The organism is Frigoribacterium sp. CFBP 13729 (genome assembly GCF_014841875.1).
In the GTDB taxonomy this organism is placed as follows: Bacteria; Actinomycetota; Actinomycetes; order Actinomycetales; family Microbacteriaceae; genus Frigoribacterium.
Map to the genome: position 1 here is coordinate 751,240 of NZ_JACYUR010000001.1, position 13,899 is coordinate 765,138.

The 13,899-nt window shown below is 73.1% G+C and carries 13 protein-coding genes; 9 read left to right on the plus strand and 4 right to left on the minus strand.

Annotated elements, in window-relative coordinates; translation table 11 throughout:
- Positions 1-485: 485 nt before the first annotated feature.
- A complete protein-coding gene (locus IFT77_RS03350; protein ID WP_192041937.1) occupies positions 486-1,148 on the plus strand; it encodes a hypothetical protein in 663 nt (220 codons plus the stop codon).
- Here IFT77_RS03350 and IFT77_RS03355 read toward each other — a convergent pair.
- On the minus strand, positions 1,135-1,911 hold the full coding sequence (locus IFT77_RS03355) for an SDR family oxidoreductase (protein WP_192169203.1): 777 nt from the start codon (positions 1,909-1,911) through the stop codon (positions 1,135-1,137). The genes IFT77_RS03350 and IFT77_RS03355 overlap by 14 nt on opposite strands.
- Positions 1,912-2,102: 191 nt before the next feature.
- Between IFT77_RS03355 and IFT77_RS03360 the strand changes: the two genes are divergently transcribed.
- The 5 genes from IFT77_RS03360 to IFT77_RS03380 all read left to right on the plus strand — a co-directional run bounded on the left by IFT77_RS03360 (position 2,103) and on the right by IFT77_RS03380 (position 8,100).
- A complete protein-coding gene (locus IFT77_RS03360; RefSeq protein WP_192041939.1) occupies positions 2,103-3,434 on the plus strand; it encodes a bifunctional o-acetylhomoserine/o-acetylserine sulfhydrylase in 1,332 nt (443 codons plus the stop codon).
- Between the two features lie 72 nt (positions 3,435-3,506).
- Positions 3,507-4,715 (plus strand): homoserine O-acetyltransferase, encoded by a 1,209-nt coding sequence (locus IFT77_RS03365; protein WP_192169204.1) that lies wholly within the window; start codon positions 3,507-3,509, stop codon positions 4,713-4,715.
- 214 nt (positions 4,716-4,929) lie between these two features.
- Positions 4,930-6,087 (plus strand): sensor histidine kinase, encoded by a 1,158-nt coding sequence (locus tag IFT77_RS03370; protein ID WP_192041941.1) that lies wholly within the window; start codon positions 4,930-4,932, stop codon positions 6,085-6,087.
- A complete protein-coding gene (locus IFT77_RS03375) occupies positions 6,084-7,343 on the plus strand; it encodes a hypothetical protein (RefSeq protein WP_192041942.1) in 1,260 nt (419 codons plus the stop codon). Before IFT77_RS03370 ends, IFT77_RS03375 begins: the two co-directional genes overlap by 4 nt.
- 79 nt (positions 7,344-7,422) lie before the next feature.
- The gene (locus tag IFT77_RS03380; RefSeq protein ID WP_123546384.1) at positions 7,423-8,100 is read left to right on the plus strand and encodes a response regulator transcription factor; all 678 of its coding nucleotides are present in this window, start codon (positions 7,423-7,425) and stop codon (positions 8,098-8,100) included.
- A gap of 57 nt (positions 8,101-8,157) precedes the next feature.
- On the opposite strand, the gene IFT77_RS03385 is transcribed toward IFT77_RS03380, so the two are convergent.
- From IFT77_RS03385 to IFT77_RS03395, 3 genes are all read right to left on the minus strand, one after another.
- Positions 8,158-9,447 (minus strand): MFS transporter, encoded by a 1,290-nt coding sequence (locus IFT77_RS03385; protein WP_192169205.1) that lies wholly within the window; start codon positions 9,445-9,447, stop codon positions 8,158-8,160.
- Between the two features lie 167 nt (positions 9,448-9,614).
- Positions 9,615-9,947: a thiamine-binding protein gene (locus tag IFT77_RS03390; protein ID WP_192041944.1), complete on the minus strand. Its 333-nt coding sequence runs from the start codon at positions 9,945-9,947 to the stop codon at positions 9,615-9,617.
- Entirely contained in the window at positions 9,944-11,323 is a 1,380-nt protein-coding gene (locus IFT77_RS03395; RefSeq protein WP_192169206.1) for a glycosyltransferase 87 family protein, read from the minus strand. Before IFT77_RS03395 ends, IFT77_RS03390 begins: the two co-directional genes overlap by 4 nt.
- 79 nt (positions 11,324-11,402) lie before the next feature.
- Between IFT77_RS03395 and IFT77_RS03400 the strand changes: the two genes are divergently transcribed.
- The 3 genes from IFT77_RS03400 to IFT77_RS03410 are packed head-to-tail and all read left to right on the plus strand — an operon-like array spanning position 11,403 to position 13,887.
- On the plus strand, positions 11,403-12,218 hold the full coding sequence (locus IFT77_RS03400; RefSeq protein WP_192169207.1) for an ABC transporter substrate-binding protein: 816 nt from the start codon (positions 11,403-11,405) through the stop codon (positions 12,216-12,218).
- Complete coding sequence (locus tag IFT77_RS03405) at positions 12,182-13,087, plus strand: ABC transporter permease subunit (RefSeq protein WP_192041947.1); 906 nt, start codon at positions 12,182-12,184, stop codon at positions 13,085-13,087. Before IFT77_RS03400 ends, IFT77_RS03405 begins: the two co-directional genes overlap by 37 nt.
- 38 nt (positions 13,088-13,125) lie before the next feature.
- A complete protein-coding gene (locus IFT77_RS03410) occupies positions 13,126-13,887 on the plus strand; it encodes an amino acid ABC transporter ATP-binding protein (RefSeq protein ID WP_192042345.1) in 762 nt (253 codons plus the stop codon).
- Positions 13,888-13,899: the final 12 nt, after the last annotated feature.

Below are 13,899 nucleotides of genomic sequence, written 5' to 3' on the forward strand. Positions count from 1 at the left end.
ACCGACGGGGCCCGGCAGGTGGCGACGAGGCCCTGCTCATCCCAACTCGAACGACAGGTGTCGCACATGGCCGACGAGACCCCCCGATACCAGCCGGTGTGCAGATGCGGCCACGACGAGGCGGCCCACGAGCACTACCGACGCGGCACCGACTGCAGCCTCTGCGGCGCTGCCGCTTGTGGTCGGTATCGGCCGGAACGCTGACGCTCGCGGCTCCCGGTCCCCCGATCGAGGGTGGGCACTTCTGCCGACCGCGTGTCCCCCGGATGCTGAGGCACCGCTCAGACACTGCGTACCCCGGTCAGCCCCTCGGGGTGTGCTCGACAACCACCCGAACTGGGGACGTGTCACCCTCGTCGACCGGGCGCGTCGTGCCACGACCGGGAAGCAGCGCCGACGGCTGGACGCGGGGACCGAGCATCGGCCGAGGTCGACCCGACGTCGTTAGCCTGGTCCCGTCCCGATCCAGCCCCAGGAGGTCACCCGTGCCCCACGGTCCCGGCCAGCGCCGCCGCGCCGAGCGGTCCGCCCTCGAGCGATCGGTCGACGAGGGCCTCCTGATCATCCGCTCGGCCCTCGTGGTCTCGGCCACCAACCACGTCATCCGGCGAGCGCTGCAGGAGGCGCTGCCCTTCGACGAGGTCGTGGCCACCCAGGTCGTCCGCGACGACATGGAGCGCCTGGCCGAGCAGCAGCTCGCCGGGGCCGCCCGCGTGCGGCGCCTGCGTCGCCAGACCGGCCGCGCGTACGGCCAGTCGCGGCACCAGTTCGACTACCGCACCGACGACGCCGGGGCGCTGAAGCTCCGCGAGGCGACCGCCAAGGCGCTCGCCGCCGAGCTGACGCGGAGGCGCGACGACGACGCGTTCGTCGGCGGCGTCGTGGAGGCGGCCCGGTCGCGCGCCTGGGACGACGTCGGCAGCACCGTGGTCGACCGGCTCGGCTGGGCGGCGTCGCCCGCGCCGGGCTACGACGACGGGCGGGACGAGCGCATCCGAGGACTCGTCGAGGGCGACCTCGCCGACCTGCTGCGCACGGCCGGTCGCGAGGACGACGCCGACCCGGCTCTCGACCGCGACGCAGGCACCGACCGCCCCGCGGGCACCGGCCCCGAGACGGGCGTGGGCCCCGACCTCAGTCGCGACTGACGCGCAGCGGCCCCTTCGCGATCTTGTGGGGCGCGGCCTGGGCGACCGGCTTGATCGTCACGAGGTCGAGGTTGACGTGGGCGGGCAGCTCGACCGAGTGCACGATCGACTCCGCGACGTCCTCGGCGACGAGCGGCGCCTCCACCGCCGAGTAGACGGCGTCGGCCCGCGCCTGGTCGCCGCCGAAGCGGACCAGCGAGAACTCCTCCGTGTGCACCATCCCCGGAGCGATCTCCACCACCCGGATCGGCTCCCCCGCGAGCTCGAGGCGGAGCACTGCGACGAGCGCGTGCTCGGCGAACTTCGACGCGTTGTACCCGCCGCCGCCCTCGTACGCGACGTGGCCCGCGATGGAGGTGACCGTCACGACGTCCGCGCCGCCCGCCTCCTCGGCCCCTCGCCTCAGCGCCGGCAGCAGCGCCGACACGGCGCGCTTCGTGCCGAGCACGTTGACCTCGAACATGCGCCGCCAGTCGTCGACCGAACCGTGCTCGACCGAGTCGAGGCCGAAGGCGCCGCCGGCGTTGTTGACCAGAACATGCAGCGGGCCGGTCTCGTCGACGTGCGCGCGCAGGGCCGCGACGTCGTCGTCGCTCGTGACGTCGGCCCGGAACCAGCTCGCCCCGGTCTCGTCGGCGAGCGCCCGGAGGCGGTCCTCGCGTCGGGCGACCGCGAGCACGTCCCAGCCCCGTGCCCGGAACAGCCGGACCGTCGCCGCGCCGATGCCCGAGCTCGCTCCCGTGACCAGTGCCCGCTTCGCCATGTGCCGTCCTCGTCGTTCGTTCGTTCTCGTCCGTGGTGACCGTCGCGTCCTGCCTGCGGCCGTCGCCCACGCTAGCGCGGCGGACCGACGTCGCCCGTTACGCCGCGAGTCCGTCCCCGTGGACACCCGCCCCGCGCCTCCGTACCGTGGCCCGCAGCCGCACCACCCCCGACCCGGACGAGGAGCACACCATGAGCGCAGAGACGCCCGACTGGAAGTTCGAGACCCAGCAGATCCACGCCGGGGCACGACCCGACCCGACGACCCACGCCAGGGCGACGCCGATCTACAAGACGACCTCGTACGTGTTCCGCGACTCGCAGCACGCGCAGGACCTCTTCGCCCTCGCCGAGAACGGCAACATCTACTCGCGCATCATGAACCCGACCCACGACGTGGTCGAGCAGCGCATCGCCGCGCTCGAGGGCGGCGTCGGCGCGCTGCTCGTCGCGTCCGGCCAGGCCGCGTCGACCTTCGCCGTGCTCAACCTCGCCGAGGCCGGCGACCACATCGTCTCGTCGTCGTCGATCTACGGCGGCACGTACAACCTGTTCCGCTACACGCTCGCGAAGCTCGGCATCGAGACCACCTTCGTCGAGGACCAGGACGACGCGGACGAGTGGCGCCGCGCCGTCCGCCCGAACACGAAGCTCTTCTTCGCCGAGACGATCGGCAACCCGAAGATCAACGTCCTCGACATCGAGAAGGTCGCCGACGTCGCCCACGCCGAGGGCGTGCCCCTGATCGTCGACAACACGATCGCGACGCCCTACCTGATCCGCCCGATCGAGCACGGGGCCGACATCGTCGTGCACTCGGCCACGAAGTTCCTCGGCGGGCACGGCACCGTGATCGGCGGCTTCATCGTCGACGGCGGCAGGTTCCCCTGGAGCGCCGACGCCGAGCGGTTCCCCGGGCTCACCCAGCCCGACCCGTCGTACCACGGCGCCGTCTACACGCAGGCGGTGGGCGACGCCCTCGCCTACGTGATAAAGGCCCGGGTGCAGCTGCTCCGCGACCTGGGCGCGTCGAACAGCGCCGACAGCGCCTTCTCGCTGATCCAGGGCATCGAGACGCTGAGCCTCCGCATCGAGCGCCACGTGCAGAACGCCCAGGAGATCGCCGAGTGGCTCGACGCGCGGGACGACGTCGCCGCGGTCTGGTACGCCGGGCTGCCGACCAGCCCCTGGTACGCCGCCGCCAACAAGTACGCCCCGCGCGGCGTCGGCGCCGTGCTGTCGTTCGAGCTCAAGGGCGGCGTGGACGCCGGCCGGGCCCTCGTCGACGGGCTGCGCCTCTTCAGCCACCTCGCGAACATCGGCGACGTGCGGAGCCTCGTCATCCACCCCGCCTCGACGACGCACTCGCAGCTGACCCCCGAGCAGCAGCTCACGACGGGCGTGACGCCCGGGCTCGTCCGGCTCTCGGTCGGCCTCGAGAACGTGGACGACCTGAAGGCCGACCTCGAGGCCGGCTTCGCCGCCGCCCGCGCCGTCACGCAGGAGGCGCTGCGCACCTCCTGAGGTCGCACCGGGGAGACGCGGCGGACGTAACAAACGGACCGCCCCTCCCCGGGTCGAGCAGGATGGCAGCACATGGACTGGCAGAGCACCCCCGAGGACACCGTCCCGTCGAGCGTCGTCAGCGAGCGCACCCGCCTCGCGATGCTGGCCCGCCCGCCCGTCACCGGGGCGTGGCGCGACGGCGACGATCCGGGCGACCGCGCGTTCACAGCGCTCGACCGGCTCGACCTCGAGAGCGGCACGACCCTCGACCGCGTCCGCATCGCCTACGAGACCTGGGGCGAGCTCTCCCCCGCCCGCGACAACGCCGTGCTGCTGCTGCACGCGCTGACGGGCGACAGCCACGTCGTGGGCCAGGCAGGCCCCGGCCACCGCACCGCGGGCTGGTGGGGCGGCGTCGTGGGCCCCGGTCTCGCCGTCGACACCCACCGCTGGTTCGTCGTCGCGCCCAACATGCTCGGCGGCTGCCAGGGCAGCACCGGCCCCTCGTCGTTCGGCCCCGACGCCGTCGAGTGGGGCTCGCGGTTCCCGCATCTGACGATCCGCGACCAGGTCGCCGCCCAGGCGGCCTTCTCGGATGCTCTCGGCATCGAGCGGTGGGCTGCCGTCGTCGGCGGCTCGATGGGGGGCATGCACGCCCTCGAGTGGGGCGTGACGCACCCCGACCGGGTCGAGCGGCTCGCCGTGCTGGCGGCCCCGCCCCTGGCGAGCGCCGACCAGATCGCCCTCAACACGGTCCAGACCGAGGCGATCCGGATGGACGCGGCCTTCGCGGGCGGCGACTTCTACGACGCCGTCGACGGCGAGGGGCCCTGGCGCGGCCTCGCCCTCGCCCGCCGCATGGCGCTGCTCAACTACCGGTCGCCGGAGGAGCTCGCGGCCCGGTTCGGACGCGCCTGGCAGAGCGACATCTCTCCCTTGGGCGGCCCCGGCCGGTTCCAGGTCGAGAGCTGGCTCGACTTCCACGGCGCGAAGTTCACGCGCCGCTTCGACGCCGGCAGCTACGTCGCCCTGCTGGGGGCGATGAACTCCCACGACGTCGGCCGAGACCGAGGCGGCGTCGAGGAGGCGCTCGCACGGGTCACGGCGCGCACGCTCGTGCTCGGGGTCGACAGCGATCGGCTCTTCCCCGCCCGCGACCAGCAGGCGATCGCCCGGCACCTGCCGAACGGCCTCGACGACGGAGAGGCCGTCGTGATCACCAGCGAGTACGGACACGACGGCTTCCTCATCGAGGACGACGCGGTCGGCCACCACCTCCGCCGCCTGCTGGCGAGCTGACCCGGCGCCCCGCCCGGTCGAGGCGTCCCCTGGCCGGTCCCCCGAACGGCCGACACGTCCCCCGTTCCGCGCCTGCCCGCGACACGAGCGATCCACGTGTCCTCGGCGCGTCGCGCACGCCTGTGGGCCTCACAGGGCCTGCACATGTGGAAACATGAGGGGTCGCTGTCACCCGACAGACACGCACCACGTCGTCCGTACCCGTTGGATCACCATGGACATATTCGCCCAGGAACGCGATCGGCTCCTGAGCTCCACCACGCGCACCCTGGGCATCGCCTGCGCCGGGGTGTCGCTCGTGGCCCTGGCGTTCCCGGGCGTGACCGAGCCGGCTCACCTCGCCCTCGTGGCCGTGCTCGTCGCCGTCCTCGTCGCGGCACTGGTCGTCGTCGGCCGGTCGGGCTCGCGCTGGGCCGTGCTCGGCGGCATGGCCGCCGGCCTCGCCGCCACGGTCGTGGCCCTGCTCCCGTTCGGGGCGCCGGCCGACGCGGCCGTCGCGACGGCGGTCATCCCCCTCGCAGGAGGCGCCAACGCGTCGTTCGCGTTCGTCCTGTCCACGAGCCGCATCCGCGTCGTCACCGCCGTCGTCGCGTTCGCCGTCTCCGTCGCGTGCGTCTCGCTCGCCACGGGATCCGTCCTCACCTTCCCCGTCGCGGCCGTCGTGCTCGGCTGGGTCCTCGTCTTCGTGGTCGGCGTCTGGCTCGGCCGCGCCGTCCCCCTCGCCGCCCGTCGCATCTACAGCATCGGCAACGCGCACCGTGCCGAGCGCCAGGCGAGCGAGACGGAGGCGCAGCGCCGGCAGGGCGCGCGCCTCCTGCACGACACCGTCCTCGCGACCCTGACCCTCCTCGCCCACTCGGGCGTGGGCGTCACCCCCGAGGCGCTGCAGGCGCAGGCGGCGGAGGACGCGCGCCTGCTGCGTCACCTCCGCCTCGGCGGGACGCCCCAGCCACAGGCGTCGGGCGAGTACACCCTCGAGACCGTCGAGGAGTCGCCCCTCGGGCAGACCCTCGAGTCGGTCAAGCAGCGCTTCGGGCGCATGGGCCTCGAGGTGAGCTGGCACGGCACCGGCCAGGTGCTGCTGCCGACGCACGTGCTCGACGCGTTCCTGCTCGCCCTCGCCGAGTGCCTCGAGAACGTGCGGCGCCACGCCGGCGTCACCGAGGCGCACGTCACGATCATCCACGACGACTCCATGGTCCGCGCGATGGTGACCGACGCCGGCGTCGGCTTCGAGCTGAACGGCGTGAGCGAGGAGCGCCTCGGCTTCAAGGAGTCCGTCGTCGGCCGCCTGCGCGAGGTGGGCGGCAGCGCCCGGCTCTTCTCGTCGCCGGGCTCCGGCACCACCGTCGTCCTGGAGGCGCCCCGATGAGCATCGACGAGAACACCCTCGGGGTGCAGCGTGGGCGGCGGGCCGCCCGCGGCCTGCCGATCGGCTCGACGGGGGCGCGCTCCCTGCGCCAGGCCCGTGCCGCCGGCGCGACCCTCGGCACCGGCTACCTGGGGATCGGCGCGGCCGTCGTCGCCGCCGTGCAGGCGGTCTACGGGCTCGTCTTCTTCCTCAGCCACCTGTCCGACTACCCGATGGTCGCGCCCGCCCTCGTCGCGTGGCTCCTCTACATCGCCGCGTTCGTCGGCACGGCTGCGCTCGTGACGATCCGGGGCGAGCGCCTCACCGGCGGGGTCTTCGCCGTCATCGGCGGCATCATGATCGTCGTCGTCGTGCTCGACTTCATCGCGATCTGGCCGCTGCACGACGTCGGCGCCTACGCCACGGCGAGCGTCGCGGTCGGCTTCGGGCTGCTGCCCGTCGTCACCCTGCGGCCGGCCCGCGAGATCGTGGTCGCCGTCGGGGTGCTCCTCGTGGGCTTCGTGGTCATGGTCGTGGCCTCGACCCCCCTCACCGCCGACTCCGTGCCGCAGCAGATCTCGATCGTCGCGCTCGCCGTGCTGCCGAGCGCCGTCGCCGTCTCGGTGGTGCAGCGGTTCCGGCGGATGGTCCAGGTCGAGCTCGACCGCGTGCTGGTCCAGAGCAACGTCTCGCAGCCCCGCTTCGCGGTGGGGATGCTCGCGAGCGACGAGCTCGCCCGCCTCGACCTCGCCGCCGAGAAGCTGCTCGACGGCGTCGCCGGGGGCGACGTGCCCCTCCCCCTCGCGCCCAAGGTCGCCTCGCAGGCCGCGTCGCTCGCGACCGAGCTGCGGCTGCACCTCATCGAGGGCCGCCGCGAGACCTGGCTGCACCACGCCGTCACCGAGTCCGAGTACCTCGGGCGCTCGGTGACGCTCGTCGACCCGTCGTCGCTCGCCGGGCTGCTCGCGCCGACGCAGCGCGACGGACTCCTGCAGGCCGTGTGGCTCCTCCTCGGCGACTCGAAGACGAGGGCACCGAGCGCGGCGATCACGCTGACCCTCGGCCCCGTGGCCGCCGTCACCCAGTCGATCGCCTCCCTGGCCGGCCGGAGCGTCGAGGTCCCGATCGTCGTCTCGACGACCGGCATCCGGCGCAACCGGGTCACCCCCGCGACGTGGAGCGCCCTCGAGCGCGTGGGCGAGTACTCGGCCTCGACGCACGAGTCCAGCCTCCGCCTGCGCATCCACTGCATCGTCGACAACCCCGCCGAGTCGTGACCGCCCGCGACAGGGCTGTCTGCACCTCGACCCGTCCGTCTAGCATGGACACCACCTCCTCAGAAAGAAGGACCGCCCCGTGACGACACCCGACGACCGCATCCGTCTGGCCCTGGTCGACGACCACAAGATGCTCCTCGGCGCCCTGAGCGAGTGGATCCGGGGCGCTGCCAGCGACATCTCGATGGTCGCCGCCGTCGCGTCCTGGCCCGAGCTGCTCACCCACCCCGAGTTCCCCGTCGACGTCGTGCTGCTCGACCTCGACCTCAAGGACAACATCCCGATCTCCCTCAAGATCAACACCCTCAAGACGACCGGCGTGAAGACGGTGCTGATGAGCACCTACTCCGAGCCGAACGTCGTCCGCGAGGCCCTCGCCGCCGGGGCGCTCGGCTACCTCGTCAAGAGCGAGGACGCCGAGATGATCGTCGAGGCGATCAGGGCCGCCGCCAAGGGCGAGTCGTACATCTCGGCCGAGCTCGACCTCGCGCTCAACGCCGCCGAGATCGGCGGGGTGCCGAAGCTCAGTGCGCAGGAGCGTCGCGTCATGGCCCTGTACGGCGGCGGCGAGCCCGTCAAGGCCGTGGCCTACCAGCTCGGCATCAGCGAGGAGACGGCGAAGAGCTACCTCAAGCGCATCCGCGAGAAGTACCGCGTGGCCGGCTACGACGTCGGCACCAAGGTGGCCCTGCGGAAGCGCGCCATCACGGACGGCATCCTGCTGCAGACCGACATGCCCGCGCAGACCAGCTTCTAGCCACGACGTGACGACGGCCCGGCCCCCCGGAGGGTGCCGGGCCGTCGTCGTCGGTCCCTAGCGCCCCTGCACCACGAAGACGGACCCCGTGTCGGTGTCCTCCTTGTGGTCGGCCTCGCTGGCGGCGGCGCAGAGCGCGGCCTGACGCGCGTCGCCCGTCTTCTGCAGCCGGAAGCTGGCCACGGTCAGCACGACCCCGACGAGCGCCAGCGCCACGCCGACCCAGCCCGGGGCGGCGAAGCCGAACCCGGCGGCGATGACGGCACCGCCCAGGTACGCGCCCGCGCTGTTGCCCAGGTTCATCGACGAGTGGTTGAGGGCGGCGCCGATCACCTGGCTCTCACCGGCCACCTCCATCAGCCGCGATTGGACCGAGGGCCCGATCATCGAGCTGACGAGTCCGAGGAAGAACGTGGTCACGAAGATGCCCACGATGCCGTCGACCAGCAACGCGTACGCGACCAGCGCGGCGATCAGCCCGACGAACCCGACGGTGAGGGCGGCCTTCAGGTTCTTGTCGCTCGCCCAGCCGCCGATGACGTTGCCGATGGTCATGCCGACGCCGACACCGACGAGCACCCACGGCACGACGCCCTCGCCGACGCCCGCGCCCTCGGTCACCGCGTTAGCGATGTAGCTGTAGACGGCGAAGAACCCGCCGAAGCCGATGGCGCCGATGCCCATGACGAGCCAGACCTGGGGCTTCCCGAACGCGCTGAGCTCCCGCCGCATCGAGGCGGACGAGTCGCCCTCCATGCGCGGCACGGCGAGCGCGACGGCGACGAAGGTCAGCGCGAAGATCGCGGCCACGGCGAGGTAGGCGGCGCGCCAGCCCTGCGCCTGTCCGAGCGCGGTGATCGACGGGACGCCGATCACGTTCGCGATCGTCAGGCCGCTGAGCACGAGGGCGACGCCCTTGCCCCGGTTGCCGGGGCCCATGATGGTGGCCGCCACGATGGAGGCGATGCCGAAGTAGGCGCCGTGCGGCAGGCCCGCGAAGAACCGCGCCCCGAGCACCCAGCCGAACGTCGGCAGCACCGCCGACAGCACCGTGCCGACGACGAACAGGGCGAGGAGCCCCATCAGCAGCTTCTTCTTCGGCAGGTGCGACGACATCGCCGCGATGGTCGGGGCGCCGACGACGACGCCGAGCGCGTACGCGCTGACGAGCCAGCCCGCCTGGGCGATGCCCTCGTCCGACGACCGCGCGTAGAGGCCGGGGAGCAGGTCCTGTGCGATGTTCGGCAGCAGGCCCATGGCGACGAACTCGGTCGAGCCGATGCCGAACCCGCCGAGTGCGAGGGCGACCAGGGCGAGGGTCTTGCGGCGGGTGGTGAGGACGATCACGGGCGGCTGCCTTCGAGGTCGGAGGGGCGGGCTGGGATCCAGGGACTCTCCGTCGAGCTGGCTGGTGCGCGACGGGCACGAGGCCCGTCCGTCGGGCACCTGACGTTCGAATCGATTCGACAGGGCCAGGTCGATCCTACCGCCTGGCAGGCACGAGGAGCGAGGGCTCAGCCCTGCTCGCCCAGCGCCCGCTCGAGGCGCTCCACCTTGCCGTCGAGCTCGCCGGTGCGGCCCGGGCGGATGTCGGCCTTGAGCACCAACGAGACTCGAGTGCCGTACCGGCCCACCGCCTCCGTCGCTCGCTTGACGACGTCCATGACCTCGTCCCACTCCCCCTCGACCTCGGTGAACATCGAGGAGGTGCGGTTCGGCAGCCCGGACGCGCGCACCACCGCGACGGCCGCGGCCACCGCCTCGTGCACCGAGTCGCCGTGCGCCTCGGGGTCGAGCGATCCGGCGGACGGGCCGCCGCTGGGAGAGACGGAGAAGGCGACGATCATGCGGTCATACTCGCACCGTCGCCGGGACGCCGCCACGACGCGGCGGCGTCCGACGAGCGCGACGACGAACCGGCCCGCCACAGCTGCACCAGCGCCACGACGAGCAGCGCGACCTCGCCGAGGTTCCGCACCGTGATCAGCACGAGCATCCAGGGCTCGACGCCGAGCAGGGCCTGGTACTCCCACGGGTAGATGACCTGGGTGAGCGCGGCGATCCCCACGGCCAGCGCGGCGGGCACAGCGGCCGACGGCCCTCCGCGCCGGGCGAGCACGAGCCAGAGCACCACCGGCGGCGCGAGCCAGGAGACGAACTGCGGCGAGCCGACCTTGTTCGTGACGATGAGGGCCGTGACGAAGGCCAGCGACAGCGGCGCGAGGAGGTGCACGGCCGACGCGCCGCGCCTCACGGCCCGCAGCCCCAGCAGCAGCACGAGCAGCACGACGAGAGCCATCAGCACGGTCGTGAGCCTCGCGGCGGTGCCGACGCCGTCGCCCTCCACCTGGTAGGTGAGGATCTGGTGGTCGTAGTAGACGAAAGCCCCCGGCGTCGCGGCGGCGGCCCGCCACAGCCACGCGGTGGCGGTGGGCGACTCCACCTGCAGCCCGCGGCCGGCCTGCTCCCCCACGAAGCCGAGCACGGTGGCCCCGCTGCCGAGCACGAGCGAGATCGCGACGACGGTGACGGTCGTCGCGACGGCGCCCACGACGACGTCACTCCGGGCCCGGCCGCGCAGGGCCACGACGGCGGCGACGACGAGGGCGGCCGGCCACACCTTGACCCACGCGGCGACCGTCAGCAGCACGGACGCGGCCAGCGGCCGGGACGAGAGCAGCAGCAGCCCGACGATCGCGAACGGCACGGTGACGGCGTCGATGCGCCCGACGGCGATCGGCCCGAGCGCGAGCAGGAACAGCAGCCACCACCAGGCGGCCCCGACGTGAGGACGTCCGTGCACGGCCTCCGCCGGCGCTCCTGCTCCTCGTGTGCGGGCCACTGGTCTACGGATCCCGCCGGTCAGCACCGCGAACGCCCCCGCGTCCAGCAGCAGCACGATCGTCAGCCACGCCTGCCCGTAGTGGGCGTCGCCGCCGACGCGCGCGAGCAGCATCGGCACGGCGGCGAGCAGCGGGTAGACCCACGGCCGGTCCACGCCCACCCAGTCGCCGCCTCCCACGCCCTGCTGCATCCACGTGCGATAAACGCTCCACACGTCGCCCATCGGCTGGTTCGGCCCGGTGAGCGCCGCGTGGCCGACGACGAGGTGGACGAGCACGAAGGCCGACCACAGCACGGCAGGGTGAGCTGCGACGCGTGCCGAGAGGCGTCGTGAGGCGCCGTCCGCGCCGGGTGCACGAGGAGGCGCGGCGACGGTCATGCGGGCAAGGCTAGCCGTCCGGCGTCACACGAGGCCTCGGTGCCGCCGCGCGGGACCGCGGACGGATATCCTGCCCCTCATGCCCCGCACCCGTCTCCGTCTCGCGGCCGCCGCCGTCTCCGTCGTCGCCGCCGTCGCCTCCTTGTCGGCCTGCGCCCCCACGTCCGGCTCCGGCGACGGCCTCGTCACCGAGGGCAAGCTGACCGTCGCGACCGGCGAGCCGGCCTACAGCCCGTGGGTCGAGGACGACGACCCGACGACCGGCCAGGGCTTCGAGGCCGCGCTCGCCTACGCCGTGGCCGACCAGCTCGGCTACGAGAAGGACGACGTCGTCTGGGTGCGCTCCACCTTCGACGAGGCGATCGCTCCCGGGCCGAAGACCTTCGACCTGAACCTGCAGCAGTTCTCGATGACCGAGCAGCGCGCGAAGGCCGTCGACTTCTCGCCCCCGTACTACGAGACGCGCCAGGCGGTCGTCACCCTGCCGGGCAGCGCGGCCGAGGGCGCCACCAGCATCGCCGACCTCGCCGGGCTCGACATCGGCGCGCAGAGCGGCACGACCAGCTTCACCGCGGCGGAGAAGGTCATCGACCCCGACAGCGGGGTCCAGGCCTACAACTCGAACGACGACGCCAAGGCGGCGCTCGAGGCGGGCCAGGTCGACGCGATCGTCCTCGACGTGCCCACCGCGACCTACTTCGTCGAGGGCGGCGTGGTGCTCGGCCAGCTCCCGGCGGAGGACGGCGCCAGCGACGAGCTGAGCATCGTCCTGCCGTTCGGCAGCGCGCTCACGGAGGACGTCGCCGACGCCGTCACCACCCTGCAGACCGACGGCACCCTCGACGAGCTGAAGCAGCAGTGGCTCGCCGACTACGACGTGACGGAGCTGTCGTAGCCCGCACCGCGCTCGCGGTCGACGCCCACCCCGTCAGCGACCTCGAGCTCGGCCGGCGCGCTTTCCGGCGGCGGCAGTCGGGGCGCTCCGTCGCGATCGCCGCCGTGAGCACGATCGCCTTCGCGGCCCTGGCCTGGTGGGCCGTCACGAGCACGCCCGGCTGGGACAGGGTGCGCTTCAGCTTCTTCGACGGCCCCACCCTCGTCGCCGCCTGGCCGCGGGTGCTGGAGGGGCTCTGGCTGAACGTGCGGGTGCTCGTCGTGGCGCTGATCGGCGTCGCCGTGCTCTCGACCCTGCTCTCGGCCCTCCGCACGCTGCGAGGCCCCGTCTTCTTCCCGGTGCGCGCCCTGGTGCGCGGCTACACGGACCTGTTCCGCGGACTGCCGCTGATCATCGTGCTCTACCTCGTCGGCTTCGGGGTGCCCGGGCTCGGCCTCGGCATCCCCCGCCTGCCCGCGGAGGTCTGGGGCACGGTCGCGCTCGTGCTCACCTACTCGGCCTACGTCAGCGAGGTCATCCGCGCCGGGCTCGACGCCGTGCACCCGTCACAGCGGCTCGCCGCCCGCTCCCTCGGCCTCAGCCACGCCGCTACGCTGCGGCTGGTGGTCTTCCCCCAGGCGATCCGCAAGGTCACGCCCGCCCTGATGAACGACGTCGTCTCGATGCAGAAGGACGTGGGGCTGATCTCGGTGCTCGGCGCCGTCGACGCCGTGCGCGCCGCCCAGATCGAGACCGCGACCGCCGCCAACTTCACGCCCTACGTGCTCGCCGGGCTGCTCTTCGTCCTGCTGGCCCTGCCGACCGTCTGGCTGACCGACTGGCTGTCGGCGCGCCTCCGTCGGCGTGAACAAGCCGGGAGCGTCGTGTGAGCGAGCAGGACCAGAGCAAGGACCACGGCCAGGCCGACCTGACCGCAGGAGGCGCGGCGTCGGGCGCCGAGGTCGTCCTGCGCCTCGAGGGCGTCCGCAAGTCGTTCGGCGGCACCACCGTGCTCGACGGCATCGACCTCGACGTGGCCCGCGACGAGGTCGTCGCCCTGATCGGCGCGAGCGGCTCGGGCAAGTCGACGCTGCTGCGCACGGTGAACCTGCTCGAGCAGGTCGACGACGGGCGCATCGTGCTCGGCGGCGAGGACATCACCGATCCGCGGGTGCGGGTCGACGCCGTCCGGGCCCGCATCGGCGTCGTGTTCCAGCACTACAACCTGTTCCCGCACCTCACGGTCCTCGACAACGTCTCGCTGGCGAGCCGCCACGTGCTGCGGCGCCCCCGGGCCGAGGCCGAGGCGCGGTCCCTCGAGCTGCTCGAGCGCGTCGGGCTCGGCGACAAGGCGCGTGCCTACCCCGACCGCCTGTCGGGCGGCCAGCAGCAGCGCGTCGCGATCGCGCGGGCCCTCGCCCCGAGGCCTGCCGTGCTGCTGCTCGACGAGGTGACGAGCGCCCTCGACCCCGAGCTCGTGGGCGAGGTGCTCGACCTCGTCCGCACGCTCAAGGAGGTGGGGACCACCATCCTCATGGCGACCCACGAGATGGCGTTCGCCCGTGACGTCGCGGACCGGGTGGTGTTCCTCGACGCCGGCCGCATCGCCGAGCAGGGCCCGCCGGCCCAGCTCTTCGGGGCGCCGCGCACCGAGCGGGCGAGGGAGTTCCTCGCCCGCGTCTCGGGCTGAGGCGCCGGCGCC